We start from the raw sequence: 19,468 nt of genomic DNA on the forward strand, positions 1-19,468 counted from the left end.
CCAGGATAGGCCGTCACCCTTCGTAGAGACCTGCCAGCCTGTCGGCGAAGTTGTCGACGACGACCTTCCTGCGCAGCTTCATGCTCGGCGTCAGATCGCCCGATTCGACCGACAGTTCACGCTCGATGATCGTGAACTTCTTGATCTGCTCCCACCGGTTGAGCTGCAGGTTCAGCTCGTCGATGTATCCGGAGATCAGATCGTGGGTCTTGTCGTGCCGTGCGATGTCCTCGAACGATCCGCTCACACCGTTCTTGTTCGCCCACTCGCCGACGGATTCCGGATCGAGCGCCACCAGTGCCACGCAGTAGGGCTTGCCCTCGCCGTAGACGACGATCTCCGACGCGTACGGGCACATGCCCTTGAAGGTCGCTGCCAGCGACGACGGGGCGACGTACTTGCCCTGCGACGTCTTGAACATGTCCTTCTTGCGGTCGGTGATGCGCAGGTACCCCTCGTCGTCGAGGCTGCCGATGTCGCCGGTGCGGAACCATCCGTCGTCGGAGAGCGACTCGGCGGTCGCGTCGGGCCGGTTGTGATAGCCGGTCATCACACCGGGGCCGCGGACGAGCACCTCGCCGTCCTCCGCGATGCGGACCTCCGTGCCCGGGACGGGCCAGCCCACCGTGCCGATGCGGTTGGCGTAGGGACGGTTGACGAACGTCGCGGCCGAGGTCTCGGTGAGGCCGTAACCCTCGAGGACGGGGATGCCGACGGCGTCGAACCACTCGCCGACCTCGGGGTTGAGCGCCGCCGAACCGGAGATGAAGAACCGCAGGTGACCGCCGAAGCGTTCGCGGACGGTGGAGAAGACCAGCTTGTCGGCGAGGCCGTGCTGCAGCTTGTCGAGCAGTCCGGGCGACCTGCCGGCCTGCTTCGCCTTCGACACCTTCCGGCCCACGCCCACGGCCCAGTCGAAGATCTTCTTCTTGGCGCCGCCTTCCTCCTCCATCATTCCTTCGACGCGCGCGTGGGCCTTCTCGAAGATGCGCGGGGCCGCACCCATGAAGGTCGGGCGGACGACCGCGAGGTTCTCGACGATCTTGTCGACGCGTCCGTCCACCGCGGTGGGGAAGCCGATCTGCAGGGGGAGGGTGAGCAGCACCTTGCCGAAGACGTGCGACAGCGGCAGCCACAGATACTGCAGGTCGTCGGAGGTGAGCATGTGCAGCGCGTCGATGGCGGCGGCCTCGTAGGTCCACGCCGAGTGCGGCAGGCGCACGCCCTTCGGCTTGCCGGTGGTACCCGAGGTGTAGATGAGGGTGGCCAGGTGCTCGGCCCTGATGCTGTGGATCCGGTTCAGCACTGCTCCGGAGTCCTCGGCGAGCAGGCCGCGGCCCAGTTCGGCGAGCTCGTCGAAGGTGATGACCCAGTCGCCGTCACCGGTGCCGTCGAGGACCACGACCTTCGTCACGTCGGGTAGATCGCCTCGGTGGCCCACGAGCTTCTCGACCTGCCCGGCGTCCTCGGCGATGACGATCCGGCTGCCGGAGTCGGCGACGATGAACGCGACGTCGTCGGCGTGGGTGGTGGGGTAGACAGTGGTGGTCGCGGCGCCCGCGCACATGACGGCGAGGTCGCCGAGCACCCATTCGTAGCGGGTGGACGACGCGAGGGCCACGCGGTCCTCGGCCTCGATACCCAGGGAGATCAGGCCGGCCGCGAGCAGTCGTACCCGATCCCCGGTCTGTTCCCAGGTGACCGACGTCCAGCCGTCCTTCCCGTCCGGGAAGCGGAAGGCTTCGGCGTCGGGTGTGGCGGCCACTCGATCGAGCAACAGGCGGGCGACCGAGGGGGCCCGTTCATCGATGACCGCTCGGTCGACCTTTTCCTCGGAGACGCGCGTCGTTGTCGTCATATGTCGAAGTCTAGGTAGTGGAACCGTCCTTCTGGCGAATATAAGTAGAAACTTATATAGTGGGTCCATGCACGGGTTCGAGGTCCTTGCAGATCCGGTTCGCCGCCGCATTCTCGAACTGCTCGCGGACGGTCCGCAGGCGGCCGGCGAAATCGTCGCGGAGATCGGCTGGGAGTTCTCGATCTCCCAGCCGGCGGTCTCGCAACATCTCAAGATCCTGCGCGACCAGCGGTTCGCCGTCGTCCACAAGGACGGCACCCGCCGCTACTACGAACTCGATCCCGCGCTCCTCGTGGAACTCGAGGATTGGCTCGCGGGTCTGCATCCCCCGGTCTTCGCGCCACTGGACGCGCTGGAGACCGAGATCGCGCGCGGCAAGCGTGAGCGGCGGAGCCGCGACGCCGTCCCGCCCGCGCTCCCTGCTTCCGACGAGAGAAGGAAATCCTCATGAAGAACGTGATCACGAGCAACGAGACGAGTCGCCGCACGGTCGGTCGTCGCACCGTCGAGGGCCGCGAGGCCAAGGTCGTCACGATCTCGCGCAGCTACCGCACGAGCGCTGAGGACCTGTGGGAGGCGTGCACCGACCCGCAGCGCATCCCCCGCTGGTTCCTGCCCGTCGAGGGCGACCTCGAGGCCGGTGGCCGGTACCAGCTCGAGGGCAATGCCGGCGGTAAGGTCCTCACCTGCGAACCGCCCCGGACGTTCACGGCCACCTGGGAATTCGCTGGTCGCGTGAGCTGGATCGAGGTGTCGGTCCTGCCCGAACCGGGAGACCGGGCGCGCCTGGAACTGACGCACATCGCCCACCCCGACGAGCACTGGGAGCAGTACGGACCCGGCGCGGTCGGTATCGGTTGGGATCAGGCACTTCTCGGACTCGGCCTGCACATCGAATCGGGGGAGGCGGTGGATCCGAAGGAATTCGAGACCTGGTCGATGTCCGAGGAAGGTCTGCAGTTCGTCCGCGACAGCAGCGCGGCCTGGTGCGAGGCCGACATCGCCGCGGGCGAGGACCCCGAACAGGCACGCGCCGCCGCCGAGCGGACGAGCGCGTTCTACACGGGCGGATAGAGGGCTGGATCAGGCAGGAGCTCCGACGCCGACCACGTCGAGGTCGTGGCCGATGACGAGGCGCCCTGCGAATCCGGTGCCGCATCCTTCCCAGGTGGAATCGGGTCGATTGCCCGGGACCATGTGCGAGAGCACCAGTGTTCCCACGCCGGCTTCCTGGGCGATCGGGCCGAGATCCTCGATGAGGGTGTGTGATTGGACGAGGTGCTGGTAGAGCCCTTCCTGAGCATCCGTGCGGGGTTCGGGGAACAACGATTCCGGCCAGGCGGGGTCGATCACCTCGTGCACCAGAACATCCGCTCCCCGTGCGAGTTTCACGAGATTGGGGGTGGGGCCGGTGTCCCCGGAGAAGACGATCGACCCGTCGTCGCTGTCGAAACGGTAGGCGAGAGCGGGAAAGACGGGAGCGTGGTCGACCAAGGTCGCAGACACCCGGACGCGGTCGTCCTCGAAGAAAGTGAACGGTTCCATGTCCGGGCAGGGATTGCCGTTCGGATCGGCGAGATACTGCGCCGGGACCGGAACGTCGAAGGCCTCCCACAAGGCGTCGGGGGCGGGCTTGCGGTTGTCGAACAGGCGGTCGTTGAAGTCGGTGGCGAACGCCTGCACGAGCAGGTCGGTCATCTCCCGGGTGCCCGGTGTGGGATTGCCCGGTGCCACGGGTTCCGGTGCGGGGCCCTCCCCGAACAGGGGTGGAAGTACTCCACGATTACCCGGGCCGTAGACGGGGATCTTCTCCACGTGCTGCAGTCCGTTGTAAATCCCCTCGGTGAGGATGTTGTTGAGGTCGACGACATGATCGGAATGGAGATGCGTCAGGAAGATGCCGCCCAGCGCGTCGAGGGGACCGTCGAGGTCGGTGGCGAAGTTGGGTCCGAGTTCCGCCCCGCGTAGGCGCCGCATGACACCGTGACCGGCGTCGACGAGGTAGTACCGGTCGCCGACCACGACGGCGGAGGAGATGCCTTCGCGCTCGCTCCCGGGCCAGTAGGGAGGACCACCCGAGGTGCCGAGCAGGACCAGGCGTGTCCGTTGCCCTCGATACGGCTCCGGCGCGAACCGGCGATCGGACGTCGGGGCCGCAGCAGCGGTGTCGGCACCGGGACTGCATGCGGTGGCCGCCACGGCCGTCGCGCCGACGGCGAAACTGGCCAACAACTTCCGCCGGGATACCCCGGCCGTGTGCAGCCGTCCCAGAACATCACACATGTGCACGCTCCCCTCCGGCCGCGTTGCCGCGAACCGTTCCGCGATCGAATGTGACGCAGACCATATGGGTGGGGTGCAGGGGTGTCGATCCGGTGAGCGCGGTCGCGATCCGGTGAGCGCGGTCGGGCCGAACGAGCCGCCGGATGTTCGTGCCCGGCCGTTCGTGTTCAGCCGTCCGTGCGACGCCGCTGCCGGGCGTTCGCGTGTGCGGCAGCCGAACGCAGCACCTGCGGCGTGCGTCGCGCCGCCCGGAGAACGGCGCGGTCGAAGGGATTGAGCGAGACCCGTTTCCGCGGTGCCTGCAGGGACGGCTGCCCGCCGGTCAGGGCGAAGAGACGGACCTTGCCCGGCACACCGGCGAGCCGATGCGACCCCCGGTCGGTGAACTGCAGCCCCGATCCACCGGCCAGCTCACGCACGTGGCTCGAGACGAGCACCTCGCCGGGACGTGCCGCCGCGCCGATGCGCGCCCCCACGTGCACCGTCAGGCCGGTGACGTCCGTCCCGGTCGGCTCGACGGTGCCGGCGTGCACCCCGGCGCGCACCTCGAACCCGAGGCGGCGGGCTTCCGCGACGATCCGCGCCGCGCACTGCACGGCGGCCACGGGCCCGTCGAACAGACTGAAGGTGCCGTCCCCGACGGTGCTCACCAGCTGCCCACCCGCTTCGGTCACGGCGAACCGCACGTCACGTTCGTGACGCGCGAGCAGGGCCCGGTAGGAGGTGTCACCGATGCGTGCGAGGAGCTTGGTCGACCCCACGATGTCGGTGAACAGGGTCGCCGCGAAACGTCGGCCGGCATCGACGGGTGGGACGGACCCGCGGACGAGTTCCTCGACCATCGTCTGGACCTGCGACCACGCTTCGCCGAGTGCGGCGCCACGCGGTGACGGCCGGGTGATCACGAGCTCTCCGTGAGGCACCAGATCGGCCAGATGTCTCGCAGGACCCACCGGTATCGAACCCCCGGCGACCAGCACCACCTTCGTCGGGCACTGCACCGAGCCGAGGGCGTGCGAATAGTCGATCCGCAGGCTCGCCTCGAGGTGCGCGCTCATCGTGCTCGGCGACGCGGAGCACCGCTCGAGCATGGCCATCAGCCGGCGGTTGTAGGGACTGTCGACGTGGCCATCGGTCAACGGAACCGTGCGTCCCTCACCCCAGTGCCGGACGGCGTCGCGCCACAGCTCGACGAACTCGGCGATCTCGGGCTCCGTCCACCCGTGCGGCGGCCGGTCGTAGTCGAGCAGCGGTTCGCAGTACGGTGCGATCAGCATCAACGCGTTGACCCGTTCGGGGGCGGTCGCCGCGACGAGCACCTGCGGTCCGCACGTGCTGTGGATCCCGACGAGTGTCGCGTGCCGGATCTGCTCGGCGTCCATGACGGCGAGGACGTCCTCCGCTTGCTGTTCGATGGTGGGCACGTGATCGACGGGATCGGAGAGCCCGAAACCGCGGCGCTGGAAGTAGACGGCGCGTGAGTAGGTCGCCAGGCGTTCGAAGAGCGAGTGCATGTAGGGATCGGTCCACAGCAGATCCAGGTGCATCTGGACCTCGAAGAACCACACGACGTCGGCGGGACCTGCGCCGACCACCCCGTAGGCCAGGTTGTGACCGTCACGGGGCAGATACCGGGTGACCGGCGGATCCACCAGTCCAGCCTATCGAGGGTAGAACTGAAGAGGTCGTGTTCCGACGAGGGGGCGGTTGTGTAGAAAGTGCGTAATCCGGCAATCCGGTCGTCGGATCCGTCGGATGATGAATTCCGCGGAGAAGGGATGGACCATGACACGTTCGTCGGAAGCGGGCGATCTGGGGCGCCGTATGGCGCAGCTCGCTCGCGGTTTCTATCACCCGACGGATCTCGACGAGACACTGCGCGGCGTGACGGCGGCTGCGGTCGAACTGGTGGAGGGGGCCGATTGCGCCGACATCCTCATCGTGACGGGCCGCAAGCAGTTCCGTTCCCTCGCCGCGACCTGCGAACTCGCCGAACACCTCGACGACATCCAGGAGCAGTTCGGTGAGGGGCCGTGCCTCGATGCGAGCGCGAAGTGCCTCGTGGTGCGCTCCGACGATCTGCGGAAGGAGACGCGTTGGCCGCGTTTCGCGAAGGCCGCGGTGGAGGCGAACGTGCTCAGCACGTTGTCGTTCCAGCTGTATCTCGATCAGGAGAGCATGGGTGCGCTGAACATGTTCTCCTCCGAGGCCGATGCGTTCGATCCGCTCGCGGAGGCGACCGCCGAGGTCCTGGCCGCCCATGCGGCGATGGCGATGAGTGCGGCGCGCAGCCAGGGGCAGTTCGCGTCCGCCCTGGCGACCCGCGACATCATCGGGCAGGCCAAGGGCATGATCATGGAACGTTTCGGCATCGACGCCATCGCGGCGTTCGAACTGCTGCGCAGGCTCTCGCAGGACAGCAACGTCCCGCTCGCCGACGTCGCCCAGGGAATCGTCCAGGCAGGGCCCGAACAGCACGGCGAACGGGAGAGCGGGCTCGACACCGCGCCTGTGTGACAGCACACACCCCGCCCGGGTAGGTTTGGTGAAACCGCAAGTACTACTCACCGGTAGGGGTGCATCATGCCAGCTCCGAGCGCTGCGACCTTCCAGCGTCTTGCCGACCTCATCGCGATCCCCGACGCCGCCGAGCGGACCACCCGCCCCGTCGTCGAGGCGTTCACCGGACGGGAACTGGCCACCGTGCCGGTCGGCACGGCCGAGGACGCGAAGGCCGCGATCGACCGGGCCCGCACCGCGCAGGTCGCGTGGGCGAAGCTGCCCGTGGACAAGCGCGCCGCGATCATGCACCGCTACCGCGAACTCGTGCTCTCCCGGCGCGAGCAGCTCATGGACATGGCGCAGGCAGAGACCGGCAAGTCCCGCGTCTCCGCGCAGGAAGAGGTGCTCGACATCTCGATGACCGCGCGGTTCTACGCGCGCGTCGCACCGAAGCTGCTGCGCCCCCGCAAGGCCACGGGCATGCTGCCGGTCCTGACGAAGACCACCGTCCTGCACCATCCCAAGGGTGTCGTCGGCGTGATCGCGCCGTGGAACTACCCGATGACGCTGGCGGTCTCCGACGCGATCCCCGCCCTGCTCGCGGGCAACAGCGTGGTGCTCAAGCCCGACAGCCAGACGCCCTACTGCGCGCTCGCCGTCGTCGAACTCCTCTACGAGGCCGGCGTTCCCCGCGACGTCTTCGCCGTGGTCACCGGGCCCGGAACCGTGGTGGGCACCGCGATCGTCGAGAACTCCGACTACCTGATGTTCACGGGTTCGTCGGAGACCGGGCGTCTCCTCGCCGAGCAGGCCGGCCGGCGCCTCATCGGGTTCTCCGCCGAACTCGGCGGCAAGAACCCCATGATCGTCACCTCCGGGGCGAACCTGCGCGAGGTCACGAACGCCGCAGTGCGGGCATGCTTCTCGAACTCCGGGCAGCTGTGTATCTCGATCGAGCGGATCTACGTCGAGAAGTCGATCGCCCCCGAGTTCATCCGGATGTTCGGGGCGCGGGTACGCGAGATGTCGCTCGGTCCCGACTACGACTTCGGTACCGAGATGGGCTGCCTCATCAGCGAGAGCCAGGTCAAGACGGTGACCCGGCATGTCGAGGATGCCGTCGCCAAGGGCGCGACCGTCGTCGCCGGCGGGAAGGCGCGGCCCGATCTCGGACCGCTGTTCTTCGAACCCACCGTGCTCACCGACGTGCCCGAGGACGCCGAGTGCTACCGGAACGAGACGTTCGGCCCGGTGGTGTCGATCTATCCGGTGGAGAACGTCGAGGAGGCGATCCGCGAGGCCAACGACACCGAGTACGGGCTCAACGCGTCGGTGTGGGGTGCGACGAAGGCGCAGGGCGAGGCCATCGCGGCGCGGGTGCGTGCCGGCACGGTGAACGTCGACGAGGGATATGCTCCGGCGTGGGGTAGCACCGACGCGCCGATGGGCGGTATGGGCATCTCCGGCATGGGACGCCGGCACGGCGCGGAGGGCCTGTACAAGTACACCGAGGCGCAGACGATCGCGACCACGCGCCTGCTCAATCTCGACGGGCCGCGCGGACTTCCGCGGCGGGTGTGGGCGAAGATGCTCGCCCCCTTCGTCAAGTCGATGCACTGGCTGCCGGGTCGCTAGGAGCCGGATCGTTCTTCCGCACGATGGTGGTCGCGAGGGGTTTCTCGACGACGAGACACAGCAGGACCCCCGCGACCACCACGAGCGGCGCGATGTACAGGTAGATCGGGACGAGCGCGTCGTTGTACGCCTCGAGAACCGGTTGCCGGAGCGCGTCGGGTAGTGCCCGGACCGCGCCGGGGGTCAGCGAATCCGGATTGTCGATGCCGGTTCCCGAAAGTCCACCGGCCAGGCGCGTGGCGAAGACACTGCCGACGACGGCGGAACCGAGGGTCGCGCCGATCTGCCGGAAGTAGTTGTTGCCCGCCGTCGCGGTGCCGACCTCCTCGACGGGGAAGGAATTCTGCACGACCAGCACGAGAAGCTGCATGGATGTGCCGAATCCGACGCCGATCACGGCGAACCAGCAGCCCAGCACCCAGATCGGGGTGTCCACCTTGAGGGTCGACAGGAGTGCCAGACCGGCCGTGACGAAGACCGACCCGATGATCGGGATCCGTTTGTAGCGGCCCGTTCTCGTGACGTACCGTCCCGCCAGCGTCGACGTCAGGAACAACGTCCCCATCATGGGGAGCATCAGCAGACCGGCGGCGGTGGCGCTCACGCCCGCGACCATCTGGAGGTAGGTGGGCATGTAGGCGGCCACGCCGAACAGTGCGACGCTCATGACGAATCCGGCTGCGGTGACGAGATCGAAGTTGCGGTCGCGGAACAGGTGCAGGCCGATCACGGGTTCGGCGGCGCGTCGCTCCACCGCGACGAACAGCACCGCACCGGCCGCCGTAGCGGCGATCAGCGCGATCACGACCGGCGACGACCACGGATAGCGTGAACCGCCCCAGGTCGCGACGAGCACGAGAAGCGTCGTGACGACGGACAGCACGGCCATGCCGAGCACGTCGATCCGCCGGCCCGAACCGGAGACGCGGGGCAGGCGCAGGAAGACCAGCGCCGCGACGACGGCGACGGCACCGAGCGGCACGTTCATCCAGAACACCCACCGCCAGCCGGGACCTTCGGTGAACCATCCGCCGAGCAACGGCCCGGCCACCGACGACAGGGCGAAGACGCTGCTCATGATGCCGAGATACTTCCCGCGCTGGCGAGCGGGGATCACGTCGGCGATGGTGGCCTGCGACAACACCATCAGGCCACCGCCACCGGCGCCCTGGACGGCCCGGCCGACGATGAGCCACGTGATGTCCCCGGCGAGAGCGCCGATCGTCGATCCGGCGACGAAGATCGTCAACGCGGTGAGCAGAAGTGGTTTTCGTCCGAAGAGATCCCCGAGTTTGCCGTAGGCGGGCATCGTGATCGTCGACGCGAGGATGTAGGCGGTGATGACCCAGAGCATCCGGTCCACGCCGTGGAGTTCGCCGACGATGGTCGGCAGGGCGGGATTGAGGACGGTCTGGTTGAGCGACGCGGCCAGCATGGCGAGCATGAGGCCGGCGAAGACGAAGGTGACCCGCGGGGTGCTCTGTTCCGTTGCTGGCGTGGCTCTTTCGATCTCGTCTCGGAATGGGTCGGTCACGGTCGCGTGACCTCCCGGAACAACACGCAGGTGCGATGCAGGACCGAATCGGCGTCGGCCTCCGTCTTCCCGGGGGCGGTGAGCAGCGGGCGCAGCGCGGAGCGCATGAGGGCGCCGGCGACCGTGACGATCATGTCGGCGGTGTCCTCGATAGTGCCGACCGTATCGGTGGGTCGTGTCGCCGCGAGTCGTTCGGTGACGAGCTCGGCGACGACGGCTTCGACGTCGTCGATGTGTTGGAAGCGTCTGCGCGCGAGTTCGGGATGGCGGTCCATGAGCGCGATGTACTCGTCGTAATCGATCGCGCGACGGCTCGCCGCCGTGCGGAAGACCGCGAGGAGCAGGAAGGCGACCTTCTCGACGAGGTCGTCGCCCGGCGCGAAGTCGAAGTCGTCGGCGACGGCGACGGCGTCGTCGATGACGGGGGAGGACAGGCCGAGGACGGCGTCCTCCTTCGATCGGAAGTAGTTGAAGAAGGTGCGCGGTGAGACCTCTGCCTGTTCCGCGATGGTCTCGACGGTGATGTCGGACAGGCGGGTGTGGCGTGCTGCGGCTTCGGCGGCGGCGAGGTGGATCGCCGTCCACGTGCGGGCGCGTTTACGTTCGCGATGGGAGATCGTCACGGTGCGGACGGCGTCCGACGCAATTGCAGCCATGAATCTTTACAGTAGTGCAAATTCTCTTCTATGTAAATTATGTTCTTGATAAAGAGAGCAATATTCTCGCATGGGTTCCCCCTGTTCGTCCGCGCATACTGATCGCCATGTCCTCGACCGGGATGGTGAACGGAGTGCTGGGGATACCGCTGACCACCCCGACGGCGACCGCGGTGTTCGCGATCCTCACCGTCATCGGCCTGATCGTGTTGCTCGTCCGCCGCTACCGGGCGTGGCTCGTACGCGGAGTGCCCCTCGCCGTGACGGCCGCCCTCGGCCTGACGGCAGTGGCAGCACTCCTGGTCGAGAAGGTGTGGAAGCCCTTCCCGGACCGTTTGCCGTGGGTGGTGTACGGATGGGTGGCGGTGGCACTACTTGCTGTCGCGTTCCTGATCGGACGATGGTTCGTACGCCGTCGCGACCGGGCCCGCCCACTCGTCGCGACGGCACTCGTGGTGTCGGCGGTACTCGTCGTGGTCTCTGCCGCGGGCCGGATCGACGCGGTCTACGACGCCTACCCCACCCTTCGGGCTGTTCTCGGCATCAGCGACTACCGAAGCGTCTCCTTCGACGACCCCACCCTCCGAGCATCGCGGACCGTGTCGGTGGATGACTGGTCGGCGCCGGACGACCTGCCTGCGACCGGTGCGGTCACCTCTGTGACGATTCCCGCAACGGTCTCCGGATTCCGGGCGCGGGAAGCCCGCGTCTACCTCCCACCGGCCTATTTCTCGGATCCACGACCGGAACTGCCGGTGCTGGTACTGCTCGCCGGACAACCCGGTAGCCCGGAGGACTGGCTCGTGGGCGGACATCTCCCGTCCACCCTGGATGCCTATGCCGCGCAGCATCATGGCCTGGCACCGGTCGTCGTGCTCGCGGACGGCACCGGAGGCCAGTTCGACAATCCCTTGTGCGTCGACTCGCATCTCGGCAACGCGGCGACCTATCTCGCCGTCGACGTACCGGCCTGGGTGCGGGACAACCTGCAGGTCGACGACGATCCGATGGCGTGGGCCGTGGGCGGGCTGTCGTACGGCGGAACCTGCGCCCTGCAACTCGCGACCACCCGCCCCGACGTCTATCCGACCTTCCTCGACTTCTCGGGGCAGGCCGAGCCCACTCTCGGCAACAGGGACGCGACGATCCGCGACGTCTTCGGCGGCGATGCGGAAGCATTCGCGCGCAACAATCCTGCCGACCTGCTCGCACGCAATCGATATCCCGATTCCGCCGGGGCTTTCGTGGTGGGACTCGATGATTCCGAATACCGTGCCGGAGTGGAACAACTCGTCTCGGCGGCTCGAGAAGCGGGGATGGATGTCCACCTCACCGAACTGCCGGGAACACACAGTTTCGCCCTGTGGGCCGCAGGGCTCGAGAAGGAGTTGCCATGGCTCGCACACCGGCTCGGGCTCGGCAACTGATGTCCCGCACAGGGGCGGCGGTGCTCCGGGCACCCGTCTCGTGCGGACTGCTTGTACTGATCTGGTTCCTGGCGGTCACCACCGGCTCGACACGGAACGGCCCACCCCGCGCGACGGCATCCGAGGTGTCGCTGGGGATTCCGAACATCGCGGACGGGCATCTGTGGACGCTGTGGACCTCGGGGTTGTTCGCCTCCGGTCCAGGTGAGTACGTGCTCGGGAGTATTGCGATCCTCACCGTTGCGGTGCCGGTCGAACGTCGCATCGGTAGCCGAAGGTTCACGCTCGCCGCTCTCGCCTCGCAGGGACTGGGGGCGGCACTCGCGTTGCTCGTGGCCCAGGTCGCCTCGCTGGTGCCGAACGTGTGGGGGCGGGAACTGCACACCCACCTCACCGAGGACCCGCTGGCCTGGGTGCTCGGCGTCCTGCTCGCCTCCACCACCGCGATGGGCACCCTGTGGCGTCGCCGCATCCGGACACTCCTGCTGGTGTTCCTGGTGACCGCAGCCTTGTTCGCCGGACACCTGCAGGACGTGAACAGGGTGACCGTCGCGCTGGCCGGGTTGCTCGCCGGCCCGCTCCTGTTCGGACGCGGTGTGCGCCGTCCTGTGCTCGGCGGCACCATCCGGGAACGCCGCACGCTCGTCGCGCTCGTGGTCGCAGCGAGCGTGCTCGGCCCGATCTTCGCGGCGCTCTCCCCGCACTCGATCGGCCCGCTGTCCGCGCTACGCGAGCTGTTCGAGCAGGTTCCCTACACCCCGCGAGAACTTGTCGAAGTGTGTGCCGATCCCGCGCTGCACGACGAGTGCAGGAAAGGGCAACAGGCCCTTCGGCTCTCCGGTGCAGGTCCGCTCGTCGCGAATCTCATGCCGTCGGTACTGCTGCTGATCGGTGCCGAAGGGCTGCGTCGAGGGCGGCGCGCAGCATGGTTCCTCTCGGTCGGAGGACACGTCGTGCTGATCGTCGTGGCCGCCGCGAGCACGATCGTCCGCGTGACCGAACAGGACGAGACCCGCTCCCTGCTGTACGGAATCCACCGGCACAGCTCCGTATCCATGGAACTCGCGCCACTCCTCGCGCTGGTCTCCGTGCTCGCCCTGTTGCTGCTGACCCGCACCCTGTTCGATGTCCGTGCACCGCGGGGAACCTATCGCCGGGTATGGATCGGAACCGCAGCCGCCGCAGGCATCGCGCTCGTGACGTACGTGGTGGTGGGCACGCTGGTGGCGGACGGGTTCGATCGTGATCCCGGCATCGGCACCTTGCTCCGCGACGCGCCGCGCCGGCTCCTTCCGCCGGTCTACCTCCAGCTCTTCGAGCCTCCCGTGATGCCCCTCGACACCGCCGCCACCCTGTTGTTCGAGTGGATCGGCGTGATCGTCTGGGTCGCCTTCTGCGTGCTCCTGTGGCGCAGCTTCCTCGTGCCCCCTGCCGGGGTCGACCTCGGCGACGAGCAGCGGGTGCGAGAACTCCTGCACGACCCGGGCGGCGGATCGATGTCGTGGATGACCACCTGGGCGGGGAATCGGTACTGGTTCGGCGCCGACGGCAGGCACGCCGTGGCGTATCGGGTCCACTCGGGTGTCGCCCTGACGGCGACGGATCCGATCGGTGAGCGCGCCTCGATGACCGAGGCGATCGACGAGTTCGCGGCGTACTGCCTCGGCAACGGATGGACACCGTGCCTGTACTCGGTGGGCGAGGAGACGGCGGCGATCGCCCGGGACCACGGTTGGACCTGTTTGCAGGTGGGTGAGGAGACCGTCGTCGATCTCGCGGACCTCGCCTTCAAGGGCAAGAAGTTCCAGGACGTCCGCACGGCCCTCAACCGTGCTGCCAAGGACGGGATCGAAGCGCGATGGACGACCTTCGCCGCCGCGCCGCTGTCGGTGACCGAGCAGATCGTCGACATCTCCGAGGAATGGGTGGCCGACAAGGGACTGCCCGAGATGGGGTTCACGCTCGGAGGAGTCGCCGAACTGCGCGATCCCGAAGTCCGGTTGCTGCTCGCGGTCGACGCGAACGACCACGTCCATGCGATCACGTCGTGGATGCCGGTCCACCGGGACGGGAAGGTGGTCGGGTTGACGCTGGACTTCATGCGGCGACGTTCGGACGGCTTCCGGCCGGCCATGGAATTCCTCATCGCGTCCGCGGCACGGTCCGCCGCCGAGGAGGGCCTCGAATTCCTGAGCTTGTCGGGGGCACCCCTCGCGAGTGTGGACGGTGGGTCCGGACTCGACCGAGGAGCCCTCGACGCCCTGCTCGATCTGCTCGGCCGCACGCTCGAACCGGTATACGGATTCCGCTCGCTGCTGGCGTTCAAAGCGAAGTTCCAGCCCCGTTACCGCCCGCTGTACATGGTGTTCCCGGACCCGGCGGCGCTGCCGACCATCGGGATCGCGGTCGGTCGTGCCTATCTTCCCCACATGTCCCTGGAGGAAGGCGGACGCCTGGTCACGCACCTGTTGCGCCGATGACGGTTGCTCACGCACCCGTTGCGCTGGTGACGGTGGAACTCTCTCGGAAACGGGAGACCGCCACCAGTCCCACCAGGAGGAAGACCACCGGGAGCAGCACCGCATTGCCCATCGCGGCACCGAATCCGAGCGTCCCCTCACCCATCTGCATCACCGCGCCGAGGGCGGCCGCACCGAGCACCGCACCGACCTGCCGGGCGGTGTTGTACACACCCGAACCTGCGCCTACGAGGTCACCGGGCAGGTCGCGCAGCGCGATCGTCGAGTTCGGGGCCCAGCACAACGAGTTCGCGACACCGAGCAGCACGATCGGGATCAGGAACCAACCGACGGTCGCCTCGAGGTGCATCGCCACACCGAACGACACCATCGCCGCGATCATCGCGGAGAAACCGATCCGGGAGATCCGGCCCGGCGCGACCCGGTCGGTGACCCGTCCGATCAACGGCGCCATGATCACCGAGATCACGCCCATCGGCACCAGCATCAGACCCGCGACCTGAGCGGACAGTCCCTGCCCCACCTGCAGGTAGAGCATGATCGGCAGGTTCACGGCGTAGACCGTGAAGCCCAGCGTCGCTACGGCGGTCACTCCGAGGGTGAAGTTGCGGCGGGTGAACAACCCGAGCGGGGCCAGCGCCTCGGTGCCGCGGGCCGCCGCGGTGCGCTGCAGTCGCACGAACATTCCGAACGCCACGATCCCGATACCGAGGACGACCCACACCCACACCGTCCAGCCGACCTCGGGACCCTGTTGCAGAGAGAAGATCACGCCGGTGACCGCGACCAGCGAGACGACAGCGCTCAGCACGTCGATGCGACGCGCACCGGTCGGCAGTCTCGGCACGTACCGCGCGACCATCACCAGAGAGATCAGGCCCAACGGGATGTAGACGAAGAAGACCCACCGCCACCCGCCGGTACCGACGAGCACCCCACCGAGGACGGGCCCGAACAGACCCGCCGAACTGGCCACCGCGCTCCACACACCGGTGGCCGCGCCCCGTCGGTCGTGGGCGAAGATCCGGTGGATGATGCTCAGTGGTTGCGGGTTGATCAGGGACCCGCCGAACCCCTGCACCGCACGCAGCGCGATCAGCCACTCGATCGTCGGCGCCATCGAGCACGCGAAGGCCGCGGCCGTGAAGATCGCCATGCCCACCAGGTAGACGTTGCGCTGACCGAAGCGGTCGCCGAGACGACCGGTGACCAGCAGCGGCACCGCGAAGGTCAGCAGATAGGCCGCCGACACCCACACCACCTGGTTGATGCTCGCGTCCAGATCCTCGCGGATGCGCGGCAGTGACACCGCGACGAGCGACTGGTCGAGCAGGGTGATGAACAGACCCACACACAGGGCCGCCAGCGCGCGCCAGGCCCGCGGCTCGGGGATCGGGGCAGCGCTGCGTCCCGCAGCCGACGCACTCACTCCTCGACCGTGATCTCCGCGGCATCGTCGTAGAAGCACACGTATCCCTCGATGTACTCCATGCCGGGGAACGGCTCGGGATACGACCATGCGACGTTCTCGGCCGGCGGTGTGCCGGAGAACGACCAGTACCGGGCCACGCCCTTGTAGGGGCAGCTCGTCCGCCACTCGGATTCCTCGAGCACCGAGAAGTCGACGTCCTCGGGAGGGAGGTAGTAGCGGGTCGGGAGGCCGGTCTCGAACACGAGCACGGGGTTGCGGGTCTCGGCGACCACGACGTCGCCGATGCTCACCCGCACGTGCCGGGAGCTGCGCAGGGCGTCGACGCGGTGATAGGGATCGCGTGGATGGGTGAACACTTCGGTCTCCTCCTCGAACCACCGTTCGCCCTCGTCGAGGTCCTCGCCCGGCCCGGTCTCGCCCCACCGGAACCACTGGAAGACGAGACGGTCGTCGAGACCGTCGACGTCGAGCTGGCAGACCGGTGAATAGGCCCGATGGTCGCGGACGACGATGTCGTACCACTGCCAGACGTCCTGCCTGGAGCGACTCGGCGACAGGGAGGCCGCGATCAGATCGAGCCGGACGTCCTCGCGGGGAAAGGCATAGAACGGGACGGGCTTGCCGGGTGCCCACACCAACACGGCCCGGGTGCTGTCGACCACCGTCCGGCCGAACCACTCACCTCTGATCCTGCGATCGACGGGTTCGTAGAGGTAGTCGTCGGTCTCCGACGGCCGTCGGAGCACAGCGGTCTTGCGGGCAGCCATACCTCGACCGTATCGCGCCCGTCCAGGGGCGGGACGAATCCGCAGACCCGACCCATCCGCTCGACGACCGGCTCCGAATACGGGGAGAGACGGCGTGAGGGCCGTCACTCCGAACCGACAGACACGAACCACTACGCACGCCCACGCGGCTCAGGCGACGACCAGAGGAACACCGATCATGCCCAACTACGAAGCCCGGCAGAACGAGAATCGGCACCCGCACCCGTCCGTAGGTTTCCTCCAGCTGTTCATGGAAGCGCGTACGCGCACGGAGCAGACGACCCCGCGCGCGCAGGGAGGCAAGGCGTGAGGGCCGTCGGCGGTCCTGTCGAGTCCGTCGTCGTGGTGGGTGCGGGACTCGCGGGACTGTCCGCGGCGCTCCATCTCACCGGTGCCGGCAAGCGCGTCACCGTCCTCGAACGCGAGGACACGGTTGGTGGTCGCGTGGGTACGTACCCGGTGTTCGAGGACGGGCGGCATCTCTACGACATCGACAACGGCGCCAGTGTGCTGACGATGCCGAACCTCATTGCCGACGCGCTCACGGCCGTCGGAGAATCCTTCGACTCGACCACCCCGTCGCTCGCCCTCACCCCGCTCGCCCCCGGCTACCACGCGCGCTTCGCCGACGGCACCGCCCTGAACGTGTACTCCGATCCGGACGAGATGACCGCCGAGATCGCCCGCGTGTGCGGTCCCGAGGAGGCCGGCGGATACCGGCGGCTGCGCCGCTGGCTCGCGTCGATCTTCGACGCCGAGTTCGACCGCTACATCGACTCCAACTTCGACTCGCCGCTCGACCTCGTATCGACACCCGCGGCGCTGCGCGACACCGCCAATCTCGTCCGGCTCGGCGGCTTCGGCCGGCTCGGATCGCGCGTCGGGTCGTTCATCCGGGACGACCGGCTCCGGCGAATCTTCACCTTCCAGGCCCTGTACGCGGGCACGGCGCCGTCGACGGCCCTGGCGGTCTACGGCGCCATCGCCCACATGGACACCTCGCTCGGCGTCTACTTCCCGAAGGGCGGCATGTCCACCATCGCCGCCGCGATGGTCGATGCGCTCGTCCGCAACGGCGGCACCGTGCACACCGGGGTCGAGGTGTCGGAACTCCGCGTCGACGGCGGCCGCGCGAAGAGCGTGCGTTCCGTGGACGGCCGGGAATTCGCGGCCGACGCCGTCGTCCTCACCGTGGACCTGCCCGTGGTCGACGACCTGCTGTTGCGCGCCGGGGTCCCGCAGCGCCGCCGCGCCCGCAGCGCCACCGTCGCGTCGCCCTCGGCCGTCGTCTTCCACGGCACGGTGCCCACCGACGTGACGCAGGCCTGGCCGGATTCCCACCACACCATCGACTTCGGTGAGGAGTGGGCCGAGACCTTCGCGCGGATCGCCGCACCGCGCGGCCGCGGCCGGCTGATGGCCGATCCGTCCCTGCTCATCACGCGACCCGCCGTGACCGATCCGTCCCTGCAGGTCGTGCGCGGCGGTGTCGAGTGCGAGCCGGTCTCGGTGCTGGCTCCGTGCCCGAATCTCGCTGCCGCACCCCTCGATTGGGGCCGACTCGGCAGGCCGTACATGCGGGAGATCCAGCAGGTCCTCGAGCAGCGCGGCTATCGGGGACTCGCGAGTTCGATGCGGATCGACCACCTCGACACCCCGCAGACCTGGGCCGACAAGGGCATGCTCGACGGCAGCCCCTTCTCGGCGGCGCACCTGTTCCGGCAGACCGGACCCTTCCGCCGCCCCAACCTCGTGCACGGCGTCGACAATCTCGTCCTCGCCGGGTCGGGTACCACGCCGGGTGTCGGCGTCCCGACCGTGCTCATCTCCGGGCGTCTTGCCGCAGAACGCATTTCCGGTGGTGCGTCCGCCGGGCCCACGACGATGTCGATTCCGATGGAAGCAGGTGCGGTTGCTCATGGGTGAACTCGACGGGATCGATCCCGATCTGCACGAGGCGTATCAGCTGTGCCGTGAGCTCAATCGGCGTCACGGCAAGACCTACTTCCTCGCGACCCGCATCTTCCCGGCGTCCAAACGGGCCGGGGTGCACGCCCTCTACGGTTTCGCGCGGATGGTCGACGACATCGTCGACGTGAAACCGGTCGACGCGGCGCCGGTTCTCGACGCGCTCGAACGCCGTCTGTCCGACGCGCTCGGGGGCAGGCCGCCGACCTACGACGAATTCGGTCTCGTGCTGCGGGCCCTCGTCGACACCACGCAGCGGTACGACATCCCGCACGAGTACTACTACGCCTTCCTGCGATCGATGCGGATGGACATCCCCGGCACCGAACTGTTCCGCTCGCGGTACCGCACGATGGACGAACTGTCGGAGTACATGTACGGCTCGGCCGCCGTCATCGGGCTGCAGATGCTGCCCATCCTCGGGATCGAGGGCGCACGCGAACGGGCCGAGGCCCCCGCCGCCGCACTCGGTGAGGCCTTCCAGCTCACCAACTTCATCCGCGACATGGGTGAGGACCTCGACCGCGACCGCATCTACCTGCCCACCGACATCCTCGCCGCCTTCGACGTGGACGAGGACCTGCTGTGGCACTGCCGCCGGACCGGGCAGCGCGACGTGCGGCTCGAGCGCGCCCTCGCGCACCTGATCGCGCACACCCGTTCGATCTACCGTGTGGCCGAACCGGGCATCGACCTGCTCGACCCCACGGTGCGTCCCGCGATGCGGACCGCCTTCGTCCTCTACGGCGACATCCTGCGGGCGGTGGAGGAGAGCGGATACCGGGTACTCCACCAGCGCGCACGCGTGTCGCGGCGCCGGCGCCTGTCGGTGGCGGCACCACGGCTGGCCTCGGCCGGTTGGACCACGCTGCGTTCACGGTCGAGACTGGGGAAGCCCACCGCGCCGCTCGGCCGGTGAGGCCCGC

General features: G+C 68.2%; 16 protein-coding genes. 9 read left to right on the forward strand and 7 right to left on the reverse strand.

Going from position 1 to position 19,468, the window contains the following annotated elements; genetic code table 11:
- Positions 1–13 precede the first annotated feature (13 nt).
- Positions 14–1,858 (reverse strand): AMP-dependent synthetase/ligase, encoded by a 1,845-nt coding sequence (locus LPH33_RS00515; RefSeq protein WP_229566713.1) that lies wholly within the window; start codon positions 1,856–1,858, stop codon positions 14–16.
- A gap of 67 nt (positions 1,859–1,925) precedes the next feature.
- On the opposite strand from LPH33_RS00515, the gene LPH33_RS00520 reads away from it, so the two are divergent.
- Positions 1,926–2,309 (forward strand): ArsR/SmtB family transcription factor, encoded by a 384-nt coding sequence (locus LPH33_RS00520; RefSeq protein WP_229566715.1) that lies wholly within the window; start codon positions 1,926–1,928, stop codon positions 2,307–2,309.
- Positions 2,306–2,932, forward strand: a complete 627-nt coding sequence (locus LPH33_RS00525) for an SRPBCC family protein (RefSeq protein ID WP_060652350.1) — start codon at positions 2,306–2,308, stop codon at positions 2,930–2,932. Before LPH33_RS00520 ends, LPH33_RS00525 begins: the two co-directional genes overlap by 4 nt.
- 9 nt (positions 2,933–2,941) lie before the next feature.
- Here LPH33_RS00525 and LPH33_RS00530 read toward each other — a convergent pair whose 3' ends face one another.
- Together LPH33_RS00530 and LPH33_RS00535 are read right to left on the reverse strand one after the other, a co-directional pair.
- On the reverse strand, positions 2,942–4,087 hold the full coding sequence (locus tag LPH33_RS00530) for an MBL fold metallo-hydrolase (RefSeq protein WP_229566717.1): 1,146 nt from the start codon (positions 4,085–4,087) through the stop codon (positions 2,942–2,944).
- 221 nt (positions 4,088–4,308) lie between these two features.
- Positions 4,309–5,793, reverse strand: coding sequence for an adenylate/guanylate cyclase domain-containing protein (locus tag LPH33_RS00535; protein ID WP_229566719.1), 1,485 nt, complete (start codon positions 5,791–5,793; stop codon positions 4,309–4,311).
- A 133-nt stretch (positions 5,794–5,926) separates the two neighbouring features.
- Between LPH33_RS00535 and LPH33_RS00540 the strand changes: the two genes are divergently transcribed.
- A complete protein-coding gene (locus tag LPH33_RS00540; protein WP_229566720.1) occupies positions 5,927–6,658 on the forward strand; it encodes a GAF and ANTAR domain-containing protein in 732 nt (243 codons plus the stop codon).
- A 66-nt stretch (positions 6,659–6,724) separates the two neighbouring features.
- Positions 6,725–8,278 carry a succinic semialdehyde dehydrogenase gene (locus LPH33_RS00545; protein ID WP_229566722.1) on the forward strand — a complete coding sequence of 518 codons (1,554 nt, stop codon included), beginning with the start codon at positions 6,725–6,727 and terminating at the stop codon, positions 8,276–8,278.
- Here the strand turns inward: LPH33_RS00545 and LPH33_RS00550 are convergent.
- A complete protein-coding gene (locus LPH33_RS00550) occupies positions 8,247–9,812 on the reverse strand; it encodes an MDR family MFS transporter (protein WP_229566724.1) in 1,566 nt (521 codons plus the stop codon). The two genes, LPH33_RS00545 and LPH33_RS00550, sit on opposite strands and share 32 nt — an antisense overlap.
- A complete protein-coding gene (locus tag LPH33_RS00555) occupies positions 9,809–10,468 on the reverse strand; it encodes a TetR/AcrR family transcriptional regulator (protein ID WP_229566725.1) in 660 nt (219 codons plus the stop codon). Before LPH33_RS00555 ends, LPH33_RS00550 begins: the two co-directional genes overlap by 4 nt.
- Before the next feature lie 107 nt (positions 10,469–10,575).
- On the opposite strand from LPH33_RS00555, the gene LPH33_RS00560 reads away from it, so the two are divergent.
- Entirely contained in the window at positions 10,576–11,895 is a 1,320-nt protein-coding gene (locus tag LPH33_RS00560; protein WP_229566727.1) for an alpha/beta hydrolase, read from the forward strand.
- The gene (locus LPH33_RS00565) at positions 11,862–14,375 is read left to right on the forward strand and encodes a bifunctional lysylphosphatidylglycerol flippase/synthetase MprF (RefSeq protein ID WP_229566729.1); all 2,514 of its coding nucleotides are present in this window, start codon (positions 11,862–11,864) and stop codon (positions 14,373–14,375) included. The genes LPH33_RS00560 and LPH33_RS00565 overlap by 34 nt, the downstream gene beginning before the upstream one ends.
- A 7-nt stretch (positions 14,376–14,382) precedes the next feature.
- Here LPH33_RS00565 and LPH33_RS00570 read toward each other — a convergent pair whose 3' ends face one another.
- Both LPH33_RS00570 and LPH33_RS00575 read right to left on the reverse strand, forming a co-directional pair.
- Positions 14,383–15,804 carry a DHA2 family efflux MFS transporter permease subunit gene (locus LPH33_RS00570; protein WP_229566730.1) on the reverse strand — a complete coding sequence of 474 codons (1,422 nt, stop codon included), beginning with the start codon at positions 15,802–15,804 and terminating at the stop codon, positions 14,383–14,385.
- A complete protein-coding gene (locus LPH33_RS00575) occupies positions 15,801–16,574 on the reverse strand; it encodes a DUF427 domain-containing protein (protein WP_060652342.1) in 774 nt (257 codons plus the stop codon). Before LPH33_RS00575 ends, LPH33_RS00570 begins: the two co-directional genes overlap by 4 nt.
- Positions 16,575–16,752: 178 nt before the next feature.
- On the opposite strand from LPH33_RS00575, the gene LPH33_RS26795 reads away from it, so the two are divergent.
- From LPH33_RS26795 to LPH33_RS00585, 3 genes are read left to right on the forward strand one after another with little or no spacing between them, the layout of a single operon-like run.
- Positions 16,753–16,884, forward strand: a complete 132-nt coding sequence (locus LPH33_RS26795; protein ID WP_257785283.1) for a hypothetical protein — start codon at positions 16,753–16,755, stop codon at positions 16,882–16,884.
- Entirely contained in the window at positions 16,881–18,500 is a 1,620-nt protein-coding gene (crtI, locus tag LPH33_RS00580) for a phytoene desaturase family protein (protein ID WP_229566732.1), read from the forward strand. Before LPH33_RS26795 ends, crtI begins: the two co-directional genes overlap by 4 nt.
- Positions 18,493–19,461 (forward strand): phytoene/squalene synthase family protein, encoded by a 969-nt coding sequence (locus LPH33_RS00585; protein WP_229566734.1) that lies wholly within the window; start codon positions 18,493–18,495, stop codon positions 19,459–19,461. The genes crtI and LPH33_RS00585 overlap by 8 nt, the downstream gene beginning before the upstream one ends.
- The last annotated feature ends 7 nt before the right edge of the window (positions 19,462–19,468 follow it).

The sequence above is a fragment of the Rhodococcus sp. RDE2 genome (assembly GCF_020885655.1).
In the GTDB taxonomy this organism is placed as follows: Bacteria; Actinomycetota; Actinomycetes; order Mycobacteriales; family Mycobacteriaceae; genus Rhodococcus; species Rhodococcus pyridinivorans.

Bases quoted from the DNA above. Each gene is read 5' to 3' on its own strand.
- LPH33_RS00515 (WP_229566713.1), bottom strand. From the start codon at position 1,858: ATGACGACAACGACGCGCGTCTCCGAGGAAAAGGTCGACCGAGCGGTC.
- LPH33_RS00520 (WP_229566715.1), top strand. From the start codon at position 1,926: ATGCACGGGTTCGAGGTCCTTGCAGATCCGGTTCGCCGCCGCATTCTC.
- LPH33_RS00525 (WP_060652350.1), top strand. From the start codon at position 2,306: ATGAAGAACGTGATCACGAGCAACGAGACGAGTCGCCGCACGGTCGGT.
- LPH33_RS00540 (WP_229566720.1), top strand. From the start codon at position 5,927: ATGACACGTTCGTCGGAAGCGGGCGATCTGGGGCGCCGTATGGCGCAG.
- LPH33_RS00545 (WP_229566722.1), top strand. From the start codon at position 6,725: ATGCCAGCTCCGAGCGCTGCGACCTTCCAGCGTCTTGCCGACCTCATC.
- LPH33_RS00555 (WP_229566725.1), bottom strand. From the start codon at position 10,468: ATGGCTGCAATTGCGTCGGACGCCGTCCGCACCGTGACGATCTCCCAT.
- LPH33_RS00560 (WP_229566727.1), top strand. From the start codon at position 10,576: ATGTCCTCGACCGGGATGGTGAACGGAGTGCTGGGGATACCGCTGACC.
- LPH33_RS00565 (WP_229566729.1), top strand. From the start codon at position 11,862: ATGGCTCGCACACCGGCTCGGGCTCGGCAACTGATGTCCCGCACAGGG.
- LPH33_RS00575 (WP_060652342.1), bottom strand. From the start codon at position 16,574: ATGGCTGCCCGCAAGACCGCTGTGCTCCGACGGCCGTCGGAGACCGAC.
- LPH33_RS26795 (WP_257785283.1), top strand. From the start codon at position 16,753: ATGCCCAACTACGAAGCCCGGCAGAACGAGAATCGGCACCCGCACCCG.
- LPH33_RS00585 (WP_229566734.1), top strand. From the start codon at position 18,493: ATGGGTGAACTCGACGGGATCGATCCCGATCTGCACGAGGCGTATCAG.